The 16,912-nt window shown below is 60.1% G+C and carries 13 protein-coding genes; 2 read left to right on the top strand and 11 right to left on the bottom strand.

Going from position 1 to position 16,912, the window contains the following annotated elements:
* The first annotated feature begins 118 nt into the window (after positions 1 to 118).
* Positions 119 to 1,183, top strand: a complete 1,065-nt coding sequence (locus MWU53_RS02840; RefSeq protein ID WP_247090242.1) for a YeeE/YedE family protein — start codon at positions 119 to 121, stop codon at positions 1,181 to 1,183.
* Here the strand turns inward: MWU53_RS02840 and MWU53_RS02835 are convergent.
* From MWU53_RS02835 to MWU53_RS02790, 10 genes are all read right to left on the bottom strand, one after another.
* Positions 1,116 to 2,402 carry a DUF3422 domain-containing protein gene (locus tag MWU53_RS02835; protein ID WP_247090240.1) on the bottom strand — a complete coding sequence of 429 codons (1,287 nt, stop codon included), beginning with the start codon at positions 2,400 to 2,402 and terminating at the stop codon, positions 1,116 to 1,118. The two genes, MWU53_RS02840 and MWU53_RS02835, sit on opposite strands and share 68 nt — an antisense overlap.
* A 108-nt stretch (positions 2,403 to 2,510) precedes the next feature.
* Positions 2,511 to 3,917 (bottom strand): UDP-N-acetylmuramoyl-L-alanine--D-glutamate ligase, encoded by a 1,407-nt coding sequence (murD, locus tag MWU53_RS02830; protein ID WP_247090237.1) that lies wholly within the window; start codon positions 3,915 to 3,917, stop codon positions 2,511 to 2,513.
* Between the two features lie 100 nt (positions 3,918 to 4,017).
* Positions 4,018 to 5,100, bottom strand: coding sequence for a phospho-N-acetylmuramoyl-pentapeptide-transferase (gene mraY / locus MWU53_RS02825; protein ID WP_247090235.1), 1,083 nt, complete (start codon positions 5,098 to 5,100; stop codon positions 4,018 to 4,020).
* Between the two features lie 20 nt (positions 5,101 to 5,120).
* Positions 5,121 to 6,536, bottom strand: a complete 1,416-nt coding sequence (murF, locus tag MWU53_RS02820; protein ID WP_247090233.1) for a UDP-N-acetylmuramoyl-tripeptide--D-alanyl-D-alanine ligase — start codon at positions 6,534 to 6,536, stop codon at positions 5,121 to 5,123.
* Entirely contained in the window at positions 6,533 to 8,023 is a 1,491-nt protein-coding gene (locus tag MWU53_RS02815; RefSeq protein ID WP_247090231.1) for a UDP-N-acetylmuramoyl-L-alanyl-D-glutamate--2,6-diaminopimelate ligase, read from the bottom strand. Before MWU53_RS02815 ends, murF begins: the two co-directional genes overlap by 4 nt.
* 16 nt (positions 8,024 to 8,039) lie before the next feature.
* Positions 8,040 to 9,845 carry a penicillin-binding protein 2 gene (locus MWU53_RS02810; protein WP_247090229.1) on the bottom strand — a complete coding sequence of 602 codons (1,806 nt, stop codon included), beginning with the start codon at positions 9,843 to 9,845 and terminating at the stop codon, positions 8,040 to 8,042.
* Positions 9,842 to 10,183 (bottom strand): cell division protein FtsL, encoded by a 342-nt coding sequence (locus MWU53_RS02805; protein WP_247090227.1) that lies wholly within the window; start codon positions 10,181 to 10,183, stop codon positions 9,842 to 9,844. Before MWU53_RS02805 ends, MWU53_RS02810 begins: the two co-directional genes overlap by 4 nt.
* Complete coding sequence (gene rsmH, locus MWU53_RS02800) at positions 10,183 to 11,193, bottom strand: 16S rRNA (cytosine(1402)-N(4))-methyltransferase RsmH (protein ID WP_247090531.1); 1,011 nt, start codon at positions 11,191 to 11,193, stop codon at positions 10,183 to 10,185. Before rsmH ends, MWU53_RS02805 begins: the two co-directional genes overlap by 1 nt.
* 1 nt (position 11,194) lies before the next feature.
* Positions 11,195 to 11,698, bottom strand: coding sequence for a division/cell wall cluster transcriptional repressor MraZ (gene mraZ, locus MWU53_RS02795; RefSeq protein ID WP_247090226.1), 504 nt, complete (start codon positions 11,696 to 11,698; stop codon positions 11,195 to 11,197).
* Between the two features lie 657 nt (positions 11,699 to 12,355).
* Positions 12,356 to 13,429, bottom strand: coding sequence for an Mrp/NBP35 family ATP-binding protein (locus MWU53_RS02790; RefSeq protein WP_247090225.1), 1,074 nt, complete (start codon positions 13,427 to 13,429; stop codon positions 12,356 to 12,358).
* A gap of 450 nt (positions 13,430 to 13,879) precedes the next feature.
* Here MWU53_RS02790 and MWU53_RS02785 point away from each other — a divergent pair, with 450 nt between their 5' ends.
* Positions 13,880 to 14,095, top strand: coding sequence for a DUF1127 domain-containing protein (locus tag MWU53_RS02785; RefSeq protein WP_247090224.1), 216 nt, complete (start codon positions 13,880 to 13,882; stop codon positions 14,093 to 14,095).
* A 351-nt stretch (positions 14,096 to 14,446) separates the two neighbouring features.
* Here the strand turns inward: MWU53_RS02785 and MWU53_RS02780 are convergent, their stop codons facing one another.
* Positions 14,447 to 16,846: a UvrD-helicase domain-containing protein gene (locus MWU53_RS02780; protein ID WP_247090529.1), complete on the bottom strand. Its 2,400-nt coding sequence runs from the start codon at positions 16,844 to 16,846 to the stop codon at positions 14,447 to 14,449.
* Positions 16,847 to 16,912 lie beyond the last annotated feature (66 nt).

The raw sequence follows: 16,912 nt of genomic DNA, 5'->3' as shown, positions 1-16,912 counted from the left end.
GACACCCCTGAACCAGAAAATCATTCCACCACTGCGCCAATACCAGGCCATTACAACGCTTGCACAAAGCAATCTCCCGCGCCAGATGGAACATATTCCCAAATGCGGAGACGTGAAGATGTTTGAGACCTTCGGCTTTGAGACCCTGACACCACGCACAGCCTCGATCCTGTTCGGGCTGGGCCTTGGCGCGGCTTTCGGCATTCTGGCCGAGGTCACGCGCTTCTGTCTGCGTCGCGGCGTGATTGGAGCAGGCATCGAAGGGCGTCAGGCCCTAGCCGTCTGGCTGACCGCCTTGGCTGTCGCTGTGATCGGCACGCAAGGTGCGGTCTGGGCGGGCTGGATTAGCTTCGCAGATCACCGTTTTCACGCGCCGACACTACCGATCCTCTCGCTTGTCGTTGGAGGCCTGATGTTCGGTGCCGGCATGGTGCTGACCCGCGGCTGCCTGTCGCGACTGGTCGTTTTGGGTTCCTCGGGTAACCTGCGCGCTATCGTCGTGCTTGGCGTGGCCGCGCTGGCAGCCCTTGCCACCATGAAAGGCGTCTTCACCCCGCTTCGAAACTCCCTGGCGGCGGTTGAAATCGCCGCCCCTTCCCTGCCAGCCCTGGGCGCCTTACTGCCCCTCGCTCTGGCCGCTGTCTTTGTCGCACAGGCTCGTCCCAAGCTGCGCGTTCTGGTACCAGCGGCTTTGCTGGGGGCATTGGTGCCTCTGGGCTGGCTGGGAACCGGATTGATCCTGATGGATGAGTTCGACCCCATCGCGGTGGAAAGCCTGTCTTTCACCGCACCTCTGGCCGACACGCTCTTTTGGACCGCGGCAGCCAGCGCGGTTGGCGGAAATTTCGGCACCGGCCTGATCGGAGGCGTCATTGCAGGCGCTACCCTGTCCGCCCTGATCGCCGGGCGCTTCGCATGGCAGGGCTTTGACGGCGCAGGCCAGATGGGCCGCTATCTATCCGGCGGTGTATTGATGGGCATGGGCGGTGTGCTGGCTGGCGGCTGCACCGTGGGTGCGGGCCTGTCGGGCGTCGCAACGCTGTCGACGTCAGCTGTGATTGCCCTGCTGGCCATCATCGCGGGCGCTTGGTTGGCTGCCCGCGTAGACGCGCGCATCAATGGCCGAGCGACTTCCGAATTCGACGTACAGACAGCCACACCAGAAGCACCACAGGCAGCGTAAGCAGCGCCGTCAGCATACCCTTGGACATATTCAGCGCGCCCGCCAACGGATAAAACAGGTAACCCGCCAGAGATACGGCGTAATAGCTGATCGCTACGACGGACAGGCCTTCAACCGTTTCCTGCAGACGTAGCTGCATCTTGGCGCGGGCATCCATGCTTTCCAGCAGCGCCTGATTCTGCTCGGCACGTTCCACATCTACGCGCGTGCGCAATAGCTCGCCCGCGCGGGCAGCGCGGGCCGCCATGGTATCAAGCTGCGTCGCTGCACTTTTCGTGGTGCGCATCGCGGGATCATAGCGGCGCATCATGAACTCGCTCAGCGTCTGACGACCGCGAAAACGTTCTTCCCGTAGCGCACCGATGCGCTGGTTCAAAATGGCTTCATAAGCGCGCGTTGCCCCCATTCGGAACGACGTCGATGCCATCAGCTCTTCCAGCTCGGCCGAGATGGACAAAAGCTCGCTTAACGTGGCCTCGGCGGGCTCGTCCCCGCGCTTCATCGTGCCGACAAGATGAGTCAACTCTCCGTCCACATTGCGCAGCTGACGATGGATGTCACGCGCCACCGGGAAACCCAGCATGGACATGGATTTATAGGTCTCAATCTCGCACAGGCGCTGGACGATCCGCCCGATGCGCCGCTTGCCTGTGCCTTCGGCGATAAAGGCCACGAAGCGCATATGGCCCGCAGGATCAATACGAAAATCCCCCGCGATCATCGCGGCACGATCCAGCACCCAGGTCGAAGCAATGCTTTCCGACACGAACCATTCGCGCACCAGCTCGTCCATCTCGGTTTCCGTTTCAGGCATCTGCTGGACCCGGATATGGGCCGAGGTGATACGGGCGCCCGGAGCATCGGCCAGCCAGTCATCTGGGAAGACATCAAAGGCCGCCGGATCAAATGGACGCGACGAAATTCCGTCAGAGAACACCGTGTAGCTGACGAATTCGTTATGCTGCTCCCATTTCAGATGGTGGCGACCGATTTCGCCGAAATAGTGGTTCGATCCGGGGCTGGGGTGCGGCGCGCCAAATCGATCCAGCAGCGCGATCAGATGCTGGCGATCCGCTTCGCGATCCCGACTGGCTGCATTCTCTGGTCGTTTGATGGCCAGATAGACCGCTGTCCCCGGCACGCAAAGTGCGGGGGACGGGCGGGCGTGCAGCTCGTTCGCAAGGTCATAGCGGCCCGGATGGTCGGTCAAATTCATCATGCGCGTGTCTCCTTGGCGTAAAGTCGTAACAGAGACGTGACACATTGCAACCCCTTAAAAACAAGGGGTTTTTGAGAGTTTTCGCATACCGCGGAATACCGGTACCGCTCACATATCCTGAAGACGGTCCTGAACCAGACGGGTGAAATCCTCGCCCCGCTTTTCGAAATCGGGGTACTGATCAAAGCTGGCCGCGGCAGGGGCCAGCAGCACCGTGTCTCCGGAACGGGCGTCTTCGGCGGCGGCTGCGACGGCGTTTTCCATCGTTTCGCAGATCTCATAGGGGACGTCGCCCAGCTGTAGCGCAAAGTCGCGCGCCGAATGGCCGATCAGATAGGCTTTGGTCACGTGTCCAAGCGCATCTGACAGGCTTTCGATCCCACCATCCTTGCCCAGCCCCCCCGCGATCCAGCGGATGTTATCGAATGCTCCCAGTGCGGCGCGGGCGCTGTCCACGTTGGTGGCTTTGCTGTCATTGACAAAAGCCACACCGTCCTTCTCGCCGACCAGCTGCGAGCGATGGGGGAGGCCCTTGAAGGCATGAAACGCGGCTTCGATCACCTTTGGAGCCAACCCGATGGATCGGCACACCGCATAGGCGGCACAGGCGTTCTGGTGATTGTGACTGCCGGGCAACCCCTTCACGGACCGTAAATCGACCGAGGCGATCTGACGCCCCTTACGATACTCAGACAGGTACCCCTTGCGGGCGAAGACCTGCCAGCCCGGCCCGGTCAGTTTACGATCGACCGAGATCCGGATCACGCGGTCATCCGCAGCGCCCTCGGACAATTGGCCCGCCAGATAGATGCCCTCGGCCTCATCCACGCCGATCACAGCGCGGTCTGGGCCACCTTCGGCGAACAAACGACGCTTGGCCGCGAAATAGCCGCCCATGCCGCCGTGACGATCCAGATGATCAGGCGACAGGTTGGTGAATACGGCAATGTCCGGCGTCAGGGAACGCGCCAGATCTGTCTGATAGCTCGACAGCTCCAGCACCACGACCTCGCCATCATGAGCGGGGTCGATGTCCAACACGCCACGCCCGATATTGCCCGCCAACTGTGTCGGCTTGCCCGCATGTTCCAGCACGTGGTGGATCAGCGCCGAGGTGGTCGACTTTCCGTTTGATCCCGTCACCGCTACGATGCGCGGTAGAGTGTCGAAATTGTCCCATTCCTGATCGGCAAAGCTGCGGAAAAAGAGGCCAATATCGTTGTCCACCGGCACACCTGCCTCCATCGCGCGGGCGATCAGCTTGTTGGGCTCGGGATAAAGATGCGGAATGCCCGGGCTGACGATCAGCGCCGCGACGTCCTCCCACGCGTTGCCCTTGTTCAGGTCATGCAGGATCAGGCCCTGCCCTTCCGCACGCTCGCGGGCCTCCTGCCCGTCATCCCAGCACAGCGCCTCGGCTCCGCCAGCTTCCAGCGCATGAGCCGTCGCAAGGCCCGAGCGCCCAAGCCCCAGAACCGCAACCTTGCGCCCTTCGTAACCTTTCACCGGGATCATGCGTGCCTCCTGCATTCGTCCGTTTTATCGCTAAAGGGTTTGACGAAAAAACAAAAGCCCCGCCGAATGGGCGGGGCGTCTGAAAAACCTTTGGTGACGCTTAGCGTACCTTCAGCGTGGCCAGACCAATCAGCGCAAGGATCAGCGAGATGATCCAGAAGCGGATGACGATCTGAGGCTCTTGCCAGCCTTTGTGTTCAAAGTGGTGATGGATCGGGGCCATCAGGAAGACACGCTTTCCGGTCTTCTTATAGTACAGCACTTGGATAATGACCGAGAGCGCTTCGACCACGAACAGCCCGCCCACGATGGCCAGCACAATCTCGTGCTTGGTGGCGACAGCGATGGCGCCCAAGGCCCCGCCAAGCGCCAGTGACCCGGTATCTCCCATGAACACGGCGGCAGGCGGCGCGTTGTACCACAAAAAGCCCAAACCGCCGCCGATCAAGGCCGAAGTGAAGACGAACAGCTCGCCTGTGCCCGGCACATAATGCACGTCCAGATATTCGGTAAAGTCGACGCGGCCCACCGCATAGGCAATCACGCCCAGCGACCCGGCGGCGATCATCACCGGCATGATGGCCAGCCCGTCCAGACCGTCTGTCAGGTTCACCGCATTGGCTGATCCGACAATTACGATCATCACGAATGGAATGAACAGATAACTCATGTTCAATAGCGTGTCTTTGAACACCGGGAACGCCAGTTGATACTGAAGTCCCTCCGGATGCACACTCGACGCCCAGACCCCGGCAATCCCTGCAATGGCCAACCCAATCGCCAGCCTTACCTTACCCGACACCCCGGCGGTGTTGTTCTTTGAAACCTTGGCATAGTCATCGGCAAAGCCAATCAAACCAAAGCCATAGGTCACGAACAGTGTGATCCAGACATAGGGATTATCAAGCCGCGCCCACATCAGCGTGGCCACCAGCAAGGCCGACAGGATCAACAGCCCACCCATGGTCGGCGTCCCCTGCTTTTCCTTGTGGCTTTCCGGGCCGTCTTCGCGGATTGGCTGACCCTTACCCTGCTTGCGGCGCAGGATATTGATCAGGGGCTTGCCGAACATGAAGCCGAAAATCAGCGCGGTAAAGAACGCCCCACCCGAGCGGAAAGTGATGTAGCGAAACAGGTTGAAGACATCGCCACCATCCGAAAACTCGGTCAACCAATAAAGCATATTGTGGGCCCTTTTGCTTGTTAGCCTTGCGATTGGCTCATTTTGCGGATCGCGTCAACAGCTTTGGAGACGAGCGACCCTTTCGATCCTTTGACCAGCACGACATCGCCGGCGTCGATCAGGTTATGGATCTGCGCGGCCATCTGATCGGCGGTTTCGGTGTAGATCCCCTGCTTGTCGCCCGGCAGACGCTCCCACAGGGATTTCATTAGTGGGCCAGAGCAATGGATAATGTCGACCTTCGCTACGAACGGCAGATCGGCAATTTGGGCGTGCAGTGCGGCCTCGTCCGGACCCAGCTCAAGCATATCGCCAAGAATGGCCATCCGGCGTCCCTTGTGGATCGTGCCCACGCCGTCAACGGGTTGGGCCGCTGCAAGAACCTCAAGCGACGCGGCCATCGAGGTCGGGTTGGCGTTGAACGCGTCATCAATCAGCGTCAGGGTCAACCCCTCGGGCGCATCCAGCAGGATGTCTTCATGGGTGCCGCGGCCGGACGGGGGCAGCCAATGGCTGATGTCGCGAGCCGCTAAGGTTTCGTCCCCGCCCAAAGCGCGGGTGGCGACCAGCACCGCCAGCGCATTCATTGCAAAATGCCGCCCAACGCTTGCAATTTTCAACAACTGCTCCTGCCCAGCCACGTTAGCTTTGCAGATCGTGGCATCGGGGCTGAGAACGACATGCACCAGATGGTGATCGTCGCTGGGCTTGGCGCTGAAGCTTTGTGTTTCGAACCCTTTGGCCGCGTCACGCAGGATCTGAGTATTGTCCAGATCGGCGTTGACGATGGCAACTCCGCCGGGCTCCAATCCCTTGAAGATCGCCCCTTTTTCACGCGCAATACCGTTCAGGTTGTCGAAGGCTTCCAGATGCGCAGGTGCCACGGTGGTGACCAATGCCACATGCGGGCGAGCCATCCGGGCCAGGGGTTCGATCTCGCCGGGGTTGCTCATGCCGATCTCGATCACGGCAAATTCGGTATCTGCAGGCATCCGCGCCAAGGTCAAGGGAACACCCCAATGGTTGTTATAGCTCGCCTCGGCCGCATGGGTCTTGCCTTGCCGCTGCAAGACAGTGCGCAGCATTTCCTTGGTCGAGGTCTTGCCGACCGATCCGGTCACCGCCACAACACGTGCCTTAGTCCGGGCGCGGGCGGCGCGGCCCAGATCTTCCAGCGCAGAGAGAACGTCTTCGACGATCAAAAGCGGCGCGTCCTCGGCCACGCCGTCCGGAATATGGCTGACCAAGGCAGCACCCGCGCCCTGTTCCAGCGCCTGCGCCACGAAGTCATGCCCGTCGCGGGCGGCTTTCAGCGCCACGAACAGGTCGCCCGCTTCGATTGTCCGGGTATCGATGGACACGCCCGTCACTGCCCACTCGCCACATGCCTCTCCGCCTGTGGCCTCGGCGGCCTCTTTCGCTGTCCAAAGGCTCATGCCAACCGTCCTTCCAAAGCTGCCACCGCGACCGAGGCTTGCTCCACATCATCAAAGGGCAGCACGTCATTGCCGACGGTCTGACCAGTCTCGTGCCCCTTGCCGGCGATCAACAACGTGTCGCCCGGTCCCAACGCATCTACGCCGCGCAGGATGGCTTCGGCCCGGTCGCCGATATTCGCAGCTTCCGGGCAGCCCTCCATCACCATGGCGCGGATCAGTGCGGGGTCTTCTGTCCGTGGGTTGTCGTCGGTGACAAAAACTACATCCGCATTTTCAGCGGCCGCCTGCCCCATCAAAATACGTTTCGAGGTATCGCGGTCACCGCCTGCGCCGAACACCACCACTAGGCGGCCAAGCACATGCGGCCGCATGGCGCGCAGCGCGGTTTTCAGCGCATCAGGCGTGTGGGCATAGTCCACAAACACTGCCGCCCCGTTGTCGCGGGTCGCGGCATGTTGCATCCGACCGCGCACAGTTTCCAGATCTTTGAAGGTCTCGAAGACATGCTCCGGCTCGGCTCCGCAGCCAATCGCCAGCCCAGCCGCGGCCAAGACGTTTTCCGCCTGGAAGCCGCCGATCAGGTTTAGACGCGCGGTGAAAGCCTTTCCCAACCACGTGAACATCAGCTCTTGACCTGTCGCGTCATAGCGGCGGGCCTTGAGTTGCAGCTCGCAGCCCTCATCCTGCCCGACGCGGATCAGCTTCTGACCGCGCGCCTCGGCGATGGTGGCCATCTCGGTGCCCTTCGGGTCGTCCATATTGATCACGGCTGTCCCGTCTTCGGGCAGCACACGCGCGAAGAGTCCAGCCTTGGCGGCGAAGTATTCCTCGAACGTCTCGTGATAATCCAGATGGTCTTGCGTGAAGTTGGTGAACGCGGCAGCAGACAAGCGCACACCATCCAAGCGGCGTTGTGCAAGCCCGTGGCTGGACGCCTCCATCGCGGCATGGGTCACGCCTGCACCTGCCATGTCGGCCAGTGTTTTGTGCAAAGTGATCGGCTCTGGCGTCGTGTGCGACAGGGGCGCAGAGTAGGCGCCTTCCACACCCGTCGTTCCCAGATTGGCGGCCTTGATCCCCAGAAGAGTCCATATCTGACGGGTAAAACTGGCGACCGAGGTCTTTCCGTTGGTACCGGTCGCCGCAACCATAAATTCGGGCTGCGTGCCAAACCACAGCGCGGCGGCATAGGCCAACGCCATACGAGGGTCTTCTGTGACGACAAGGGCGGCGTCGGACGCGGCCAGTTCTGCCTCGGCAATCTTTGCACCTTCGGGGTCGGTCAGGATGGCGGCTGCGCCCATGCGCAATGCGTATTGGATGAACTCGCCACCGTGCATCTTGGCCCCCGGAAGGGCTGCAAACAAATGGTCCGGTTTGACCAGACGGCTGTCCACCGAAAGCCCCGTCACCTGCGCATCACGCCCTGCCCGGGCGCTGAGCCCCAGTTCACCCAGGGATTTCGTTACCATCTCAGCACCCATCTGTTTGCCATCCGCTTTAGTTCGACGTGAGTGTTACCCCAGATGCATCCAAAGGTTCAACGTGGGTTTCGCGCGGTTTCATGCCCAAAAGGGGCGCCACGCGCTCGATGATCGTGGCGGCGACTGGAACGGCCGTCCAGCCGGCGGTGCGGCGCGGTTTGGTGCCCGAGGTCTCGACCGGTTCATCCAGCGTGACGATTAGCACGTATTTGGGGTTGTCGGTCGGGAACATGCTGGCGAAGGTGTTGATCACCTTGTCATCATAGTAGCCGCCACGCGGCTTGGGTTTGTCGGCCGTACCGGTCTTGCCACCAACCAGATAGCCCTCGACCTCGCCAAAGCTGGCCGTGCCTTCGGTGACCACCTTGCGCAGCATTTCGCGCGCTGCCGCAGCCGACTCGGCGCTCATCACACGGGGACCACGCTCTACATGTTGTTGCTTTAACACGGTCGGCGTCACTGCATAGCCGCCATTGGCGATCGCTGCATAGGACGCCGCCAAATGCATCGGCGTGTTCGAAATGCCGTGCCCATAGGAAATCGTAACCGCGCTAAGCTTGCCCCATTTCGGCGGCAAAAGCGGGGTCGAGCCAGAGGCCTCGACGATCTCGAAAGGGGTCCGATCCAGCAAGCCAAGTGTCTTCAGGAACTCCTGCTGACGTTCGGGGCCGATCTGCAGCGCCATACGGCCCGTGCCGCGGTTCGAGCTTTTCACAATGATGTCCGAGACCGACAGCTCGCCATAGTTCTTGTTGCGAAATTCGCCAATGCTGAAGCCCGAGATTTTCATGGGCTGCCCGGTGTCGATCACGGTGTTCGGGTTCACCAAACCCAGATCCATTGCCTGAATGGCGGTGAAAATCTTGAAGGTCGAGCCGAGCTCGTACACGCCCTGCACTGCACGGTTAAAGAGCGGGCTGTCGGATTGGTCCATCCCCTTATCCGCCACGGTCAGAGGACGCGGGCGGTTGTTCGGATCGAAATCCGGCAAAGACGCGACCGAAATCACCTCGCCCGTGTGCACATCCATCAGGATCGCCGCAGCGCCCTTGGCATTCATCATCTTCATGCCGCCATAGAGAACACGTTCGACCGCATCCTGAATGGTCAGGTCGATGGACAGCTCCAACGGCGCACCGCCATTGGCAGGATCGCGCAGGAAGTCGTCGAATTGCTTTTCAACACCGGCAACGCCGATCACCTCGGCCGCCGACACGCCTTCGCGGCCAAAACTTGCCCCGCCCAGCACGTGGGCTGCCAGCTTACCGTTCGGATACAGCCGCATCTCGCGCGGGCCAAACAGCAGGCCTGGCTCGCCAATATCAAACACGGCCTGTTTCTGCTCGGGGCTAATTTTCTTCTTGATCCATAGGAACTTACGCGACCCGGTGAAATCCTTGACCAGACGCTCGTGATCCAGATCCGGGAAGATGCGCACGAGTTCATCCGCAGCGCGTTTCGGGTCCACCATCTGATGCGGTTGCGCATACAGCGCGTGGGTCACAAGATTGGTCGCCAGAATACGGCCCTGACGGTCCAGAATGTCGGCACGCGCCGTCACGATAGACGCGCCGGACGCCTGTGCGCGGGGTTCTTGTGCCTCTGACGCCGATAGGGTCGCCATACGCACACCAACGGTCAAAAAGGCACACAGGAAAAAGCCTGCCAGCACCAACAGACGCCCTTCCGAGCGCAGGCGCGATTCATTCCGAATTTGGTCATGCCGCTGACGCAGATTTTCACGCTCGATCGCGTCGGGATTTTCACCCTTGGCGCGGGCTTCAAGAATACGGGCAAGCGGGCGGAGGGGGACGCGGGTCATTGCTCGAACTCTCCCATAACCTCGACGGCGCCTGTGAATTCGGGCAGGCCGTCTTCCGCGAAGGCGATCTGATCGACGCGGCCGAATTGGCCCGGCTCCAGCACGTTCAGTTCCAGCTTGTCATAGTTTAGCTGCGCCAAATCACGCAGACGATCCGGGCGGTTCAGATAGGCCCATTCCGCACGCAGAACGGCCAGTTCTTCCTGCATGCGCCCAATCTCGCTTTGCAGCTCATGCGCATTATCCAGAGAAGCCTGTGTTTTGTAGTTTTCCGAGTATGCCCAATAGGCCAGCCCCATCACAGAAAGCGCGGATAGGATATACAGCAAACTACGCATTACGTTCTGTCCTTAAACACCAAGGGCGGCAAACCAAGCTTCTTGCGATCCGACGGGCCAGCGGGGGCATCTGTGCGGGTGGCCACGCGCAAACGGGCCGACCGGGCACGCGGGTTTTCTTGCAATTCTTCCTTGTCCGGGCCGATGGCCTTGCGCGGAGTCAGTTTGAAGCGCGGGGTTTCTTCTGCGGCTTCCGGCGCATAGCGCGACCCGCCCCCGCCCGAGGACGCACGCGCCTGCAAAAAGCGTTTCACCACGCGGTCTTCCATGGAATGGAAGGTCACCACGGCCAGTTTTCCGCCGGGTTTCAACGCGCGTTCTGCGGCCTCAAGCCCTTCAATCAATTGACCAAATTCGTCATTCACCGCGATGCGGATCGCCTGAAAGCTACGCGTCGCGGGGTGGCTTTGCCCGGGTTTAGAGCGCGGCAGGTTCTTTTCGATTACGTCGGCCAATTGCAACGTGGTCTCGAACGGTGCCTCGGCGCGTGCTTTCACAATCGCGCGCGCAATCCGGCGCGAGGCCCGTTCTTCGCCGTAGTGATACAAAATGTCCGCCAGCGTATCAGCATCTGCTTCATTCACCAGATCAGCGGCCGAGGGGCCGGACTGACTCATCCGCATGTCTAGCGGACCGTCTTTCATGAAGGAAAAGCCACGTTCGGCAAGGTCCAACTGCATCGAGCTGACACCCAGATCCAGCACAACCCCGTCCAGGGGCTTGCCCGCAAGCGTATCCATCTCGGAAAACGTGCCTTCGCGCAGCGCCAGTCGGTCGCCATAGTCGCTTGCCCAGCCTGCGGCCATGTCAAACACCATCGGATCGCGGTCGATCCCGCAGACCCAATCGGCCCCAGCGTCCAGTAATCCACGCGTGTAGCCGCCCGCGCCGAACGTCCCGTCCGCCCAATCACCAGAAACAGGCGCGACCGCTTCCAGAAGCGGCCGTAGCAAGACAGGGATATGCGGTCGTTTGCTTGGTGTGTTGTCAGGAGCAGCCGGGTCAGACATCTTAGCCATCCCCCTGCCCGCCCAACAGGGACAGCACATCGAAATCATCCGGCTGTTCGTCCAGCCATTCTTCAGTCTTTGCGACCTCGACCTCTTCATAGGTCTCGGGCTTCCAGATTTGGAACGTGTCACCGGTGGCGATAAAGAACGCTTCTTTGTCCAGCCCGATCTTCTGGCGCAGCTTGGCGGGCAGCACCAAACGGCCAGTTTCGTCCACGGTCGTGGGGAAGGATTGCCCGTTGAACAGACGCTCCAGCATGCGGCGCTCCATCGAGCCGCGCGGCATCTGCGCGATCTGGTCGTCCACTTCATCGATGGCCTCGATCGTGTAGGCTTCCAGATAGTTGCGGCGGTGGTCGCCATATACAATGACAAGATTGGGGTTCAGACCATCGGTCCAATCGGGGTCGCCCGCTTCCAGCACGCGGCGAAACAGGGCCGGGATCGAGACCCTGCCCTTCGTGTCCACCTTATGGTGGCTTTCACCTCTGAACCTGCGTGCCACTTGCGCGGCCCCCTTTAATCAACTGTCCCACCAACCCTGAATGGGGCTGGAATAAAAACGGCGAATTGATCTGCTGCCACTGACCAATCCGCCGCCTGTCCCGTTTCCGGGGTGCCCAGCTGCGCGCGCCACCTGGGGGGATGTCTGCTCGCGTACGCGCCGGATCTCTTTCGATGGATGAAGCGGGTGCCTGTATGAAACCTGACTTGGGAGTGTCATGAGGTCTTACGCCTCTTTATGTCCCGTCCTCATCTTGAATACATGGATAACTTGGGAATTCATGGGAAGCAATAGTTTTTTGCGGGACTGTAGACAATGCGGCGCAGGGAAAATCGAGTGGATTCAAGTGCAAATGCAGAATCAACAGGAATTTTTCACGCAATGTAGGCTAAGCAAATTACCAATCCACAAGATATAGTGCTGCTAGCGCAGCATAAAACTTTCCCATAAATTCCAATTTTTTTCACTCTTGCGACGGGGTAATGCGCTGATTGCGCAATTCAGGCCGTGTTTTACACGCAACCCCAGAGACACCCAGCGCGAAACTCACCAAATCCCACCGGTTCGCCCATGATTTCCCAAAGGGCGTCCTACCCCAAACAAAACGCCCAGCGCAATCACTGCGCCGGGCGTCCCGGTGAACCTTTGAACGTGATGTCAGGCGATCCCGCGTGCCACCATATCTTGCGCTAGCTTGGCATAGGCATCAGCCACCGGCCCTTCACCCGCCGCGATGGGCGTTCCACCGTCGCCTGCAAGCCGCACATCCAGAGACAGCGGGATTTCCCCAAGGAAGGGCGCACCGATAGCCACTGCTTCGTCCTTCACCCCGCCATGCCCGAACAGATGCGCCTCGTGACCGCAATTCGGACAGACATAGGCGGACATGTTCTCGACAAGCCCCAAGATCGGCACTTTCACCTTCTCAAACATGTCGATCGCCTTGCGGGCATCCAAAAGCGCAACGTCTTGCGGGGTCGAAACCACGACCGCCCCGGTGATCTGCGATTTCTGCGCCAAGGTCAGCTGCACATCGCCGGTTCCAGGCGGCAGGTCGATCAGCAGCACATCAAGCGGCCCCCACGAGACTTGAAACAGCATCTGCTGCAACGCTCCCATCAGCATCGGCCCGCGCCAGACCACGGCCTCGCGATCCGATTTCAACATCAAGCCGATGGACATCATCTTGACCCCATGCGCCATGACCGGGGTCAGCATGTCACCATCAGGGGAACCGGGGCGCTCATTGGTCCCCATCATGCGCGGCTGAGAGGGCCCGAGAATATCCGCATCCAAAAGCCCGACTTTCCGCCCCTGCTTTGCCAGCGCCACGGCAAGGTTTGAACTGAGCGTGGATTTCCCAACGCCCCCTTTGCCCGAGGCAATCGCAACAATCGACTTCACACCCGGGACCGGCATCGGGCCAGCTTGCGGCTTGGGGTGCCCGCCGATCTTAAGGTTAGGCGCAGGCTTTGCAGGCGCGGCACCATGCGCAGTCAGAATGACAGATACGGTTTCAATCCCCGGCAAATCGGCGACGGCGGCTTCGGCCGCACGGCGCTGTGGTTCCAACCCCGCGGCCTGCTCGGGCGATTGCGCCTCGATCACGAAACGCACCGCAGCCCCGTCGACCGTCAGCGCACGCACCATGTCGCGCGACACAAGATCGCCACCATCCGGCAACGCCACTGCCGACAGCGCGCCCATTATCCCGTCTTTTACATCCGCCATTGAAGTCTCCTTGATCCTGACCTCTTTACTTGGCGACTTTCTACGGACGCGCAAGGGGCTAATCAATCAGTCAAATCTCAGCAAAGGGAATCACTCATCCCCTTTTGAAGGCCCAGTCATCCCATCACACCCCACATTAAGTAGTGCCCAGTTTTAAGGCAGGAACTTTAAGACGAAAACTTACCCTACGGCACGCAGAAGGCCATTCTTTCTGCTCTGCAGCATTTGAAGGCAATGCGCAGCCAGATCGCTCCTAAACGCCTATTATTATGGCTATTTTACCTATGCGCCAGACGCATGTCGGGTTTGTTTTTGCGGGGTATTGTGCATTCGCAGCATAACCCCCATGTTTGTCTCACAGCGATAACGTTGTCGCTAACAAGAAGAGTTTTGCCCAGAGTTTCGGGCACCCATCCGGCAGATATCTGCATTCGAAAGTGAGTAAGTGCAATGGCACACGCATCTGAAATCATTCTGGCCCACGCAAGCCTGGCTGACCGGTTCGTCTCCCTGATTGCTGGTTGGAAAGACAACTTCGCCACGCGCCAGGCATATCGCCAGACCGTCAAGGAACTGAGCAACCTGAGCGATCGTGAGCTGAACGATCTGGGTATCGGTCGCGGTTCGATCCGCCTGATCGCCCGCATGGCCGTTTACGGCAACTGAGTTTCTGTTCCCCGCTCTCCTCCTCCCGGCGGTGAACATGAATGGCGGCGAGGTCCTCCTCCTCCCGGGTCTCGCTGCCCAAAATCTTCGGACTGTCTCCTCCTCCCTGACGGTCCTCGGGTCGCGGTGATGTCTTCCTCCTCCCTGACATCACCGCACCCCCAAATTTCGGGGCGTTCCACCCTCCTCCCAGGAACGAACCGATCTGACGCGGGTCACCTCCTCCCGACCCGGGTCACAGCGCCGGGCCTCACTCCTCCTCCCAGAGGTCCGACCAAATAGGAAACGGCGTCGCTCTCCTCCTCCCGAGCGGCGCCGTTTTTTTTATTCCGGTTGGTCTGAAGTCAGCGGTTAGAAGGGAACGTCGCCCGCTTGTGCGGCTGGCACAATGAACTTCGAGACGACTTTCTTGGCACCTGCCTTGTCGAACTCGATATCCAGCTTGTCGCCTTCGATGCCCATCACGGTGCCATAGCCAAACTTGGTGTGGAACACGCGGTCGCCTTGTGTAAAGGACGACACAGCGGTGGCGTCGATCACTAGGCCTTTTGCCTCGTTCGGGGCGGGTTTCGCGCGCAGATTGCCCTGCGCTTGCATCCGCTTCCAACCCGGCGAATTATATGCATCCGCACGGCTGGCTTTCTCTTCCAGACGCGAGCCACCGTAGTCGCCCGACATGCCGCCATAGCCACCGCCATAAAGCCCGGGCGCGGTCAGCACTTCAACGTGGTCCTCGGGCAGCTCATCGACGAAACGCGAGGGCAACTGCGACTGCCATTGGCCATAAACACGGCGATTGGCAGCGAAAGAGATCGTGCAGACCTCTTCCGCCCGCGTGATGCCCACATAGGCCAGCCGACGTTCTTCTTCCAAGCCCTTCAACCCGCTTTCATCCATCGAGCGCTGAGACGGGAACAGCCCATCTTCCCAGCCCGGTAGGAACACGGCGGGAAACTCCAACCCTTTGGCGCCGTGCAGGGTCATGATCGTGACTTTTTCTTCCGCGTCGTCGGTGTCATTGTCCATGATCAGGCTGACATGCTCCAGAAAACCCTGAAGGTTTTCAAAGCTTTCCAGCGCCTTCACCAGTTCCTTGAGGTTCTCAAGCCGCCCCGGAGAATCTGGGTTCTTATCGTTCAACCACATCTCGGTGTAACGAGATTCCTCAAGGATCATCTCGGCCAGTTCGATGTGAGTGTGTTCAGGCTCGCCATATTCGGTCCGGAATTCCCGGCCAATATCGCCTTCTTCAGTAACAATTTCGCCTTCATCGAAGTGGCCTAGAACTGGCCCGAGCATCAGTTTAGCCCAACGGTCCAAGTTACCGACAAGCTCGTCCAACCCCTTGCCGCCCTTGCCCTTGATCGCACCGCTGTCCACAGCGATCCGGGCCCCTTCGACCAGCGAGACGCCATTGGTGCGGGCGAGCATCTGGATCGTCTGCACCGCTTTGTCGCCCAGTCCGCGACGGGGCGTGTTGACGATGCGCTCAAACGCCAGATCATCGTCCTGCGACACGGCCAGCCGGAAATAGGCCATGGCGTCGCGGATTTCCAAGCGCTCATAGAAACGCGGGCCACCGATGACGCGATACGGCAAGCCGATGGTCAGGAAGCGGTCTTCAAACGCGCGCATCTGGTGGGACGCGCGCACGAGGATGGCCATATCATCCAGCGATTTCGGCGCCATGCCCCGCGTACCGGACTGCATCGCCTCAATCTCTTCCCCGACCCAACGGGCTTCCTCGTCGCCGTCCCAATGGCCGATCAGGCGCACCTTTTCGCCGCCCTCGGCCTCGGTCCACAGTTCTTTGCCCAGACGCCCTTCGTTCCCTGCGATCACGCCAGACGCGGCCGCCAGAATGTGTGCGGTCGAGCGATAGTTCTGCTCTAGCCGGACCACCTTCGCGCCGGGAAAATCCTTTTCAAACCGTAGGATATTGCCAACCTCGGCCCCGCGCCATCCATAGATGGACTGATCATCATCGCCCACGCAGCAGATGTTCTTGTGCCCCGCAGCGAGCAAGCGCAGCCAGAGATATTGGGCGACGTTCGTATCCTGATATTCGTCCACGAGGATATAGCGAAACCAGCTTTGATACTTGGTCAGAATGTCGTCGTGCTGCTGGAAAATCGTGACCATGTGAAGAAGCAAGTCACCGAAATCGCACGCGTTCAGGGTCTTAAGCCGCTCCTGATATTGGGCATAAAGCTCCGGCCCGCGGCCATTGAAGGCCTGCGCCTCGGAAGACGGTAGCGTTTCCGGTGTCCACGCGCGGTTTTTCCAGTTGTCAATCACGCCCGACAACAGCCGTGCCGGCCAGCGTTTTTCGTCGATATTATTGGCAACAATCAGCTGTTTCAGCAGCCTGATCTGGTCGTCCGTGTCCAGAATGGTGAAGTTGGTTTTCAGCCCCACAAGCTCGGCGTGACGACGCAAAAGCTTCACGCAGATCGAGTGGAAGGTGCCCATCCATGGCATCCCTTCAACCGTCTGGCCCAACAGCCCCGCGACACGCTCCTTCATTTCGCGCGCAGCCTTGTTGGTAAAGGTCACGGCAAGAATTTCGTTGGTTCGCGCAGAGCCGGTAGTCAGCAGATGTGCGATCCGTGTGGTCAAGGCTTTGGTCTTGCCCGTGCCCGCGCCCGCCAGCATCAGGACGGGGCCGTTTAGCGTCTCGACCGCTTCACGTTGGGCAGGGTTCAAACCATCCATATAGGGCGCGGAACGTGCCCCCAAAGCTGCCCCCATCGCGCGCTGCGACAGCGGCACTTTCGGTGCGCCTACCCCATCATCGGAATCATCAATCAGATCGTC

The organism is Aliiroseovarius sp. S1123 (assembly GCF_023015885.1).
In the GTDB taxonomy this organism is placed as follows: Bacteria; Pseudomonadota; Alphaproteobacteria; order Rhodobacterales; family Rhodobacteraceae; genus Aliiroseovarius.
The sequence above is the reverse complement of the archived record's forward strand: the minus strand, read 5'-3'. Positions and strand labels throughout refer to the sequence as shown.

Excerpts from the sequence above, each read along its gene's own strand:
- MWU53_RS02840 (WP_247090242.1), top strand. The coding sequence starts at position 119 with ATGTTTGAGACCTTCGGCTTTGAGACCCTGACACCACGCACAGCCTCG.
- MWU53_RS02835 (WP_247090240.1), bottom strand. The coding sequence starts at position 2,402 with ATGATGAATTTGACCGACCATCCGGGCCGCTATGACCTTGCGAACGAG.
- murD (WP_247090237.1), bottom strand. The coding sequence starts at position 3,917 with ATGATCCCGGTGAAAGGTTACGAAGGGCGCAAGGTTGCGGTTCTGGGG.
- mraY (WP_247090235.1), bottom strand. The coding sequence starts at position 5,100 with ATGCTTTATTGGTTGACCGAGTTTTCGGATGGTGGCGATGTCTTCAAC.
- murF (WP_247090233.1), bottom strand. The coding sequence starts at position 6,536 with ATGAGCCTTTGGACAGCGAAAGAGGCCGCCGAGGCCACAGGCGGAGAG.
- MWU53_RS02815 (WP_247090231.1), bottom strand. The coding sequence starts at position 8,023 with ATGGGTGCTGAGATGGTAACGAAATCCCTGGGTGAACTGGGGCTCAGC.
- MWU53_RS02810 (WP_247090229.1), bottom strand. The coding sequence starts at position 9,845 with ATGACCCGCGTCCCCCTCCGCCCGCTTGCCCGTATTCTTGAAGCCCGC.
- MWU53_RS02805 (WP_247090227.1), bottom strand. The coding sequence starts at position 10,183 with ATGCGTAGTTTGCTGTATATCCTATCCGCGCTTTCTGTGATGGGGCTG.
- rsmH (WP_247090531.1), bottom strand. The coding sequence starts at position 11,193 with ATGTCTGACCCGGCTGCTCCTGACAACACACCAAGCAAACGACCGCAT.
- MWU53_RS02790 (WP_247090225.1), bottom strand. The coding sequence starts at position 13,429 with ATGGCGGATGTAAAAGACGGGATAATGGGCGCGCTGTCGGCAGTGGCG.
- MWU53_RS02785 (WP_247090224.1), top strand. The coding sequence starts at position 13,880 with ATGGCACACGCATCTGAAATCATTCTGGCCCACGCAAGCCTGGCTGAC.
- MWU53_RS02780 (WP_247090529.1), bottom strand. The coding sequence starts at position 16,846 with ATGGGGGCAGCTTTGGGGGCACGTTCCGCGCCCTATATGGATGGTTTG.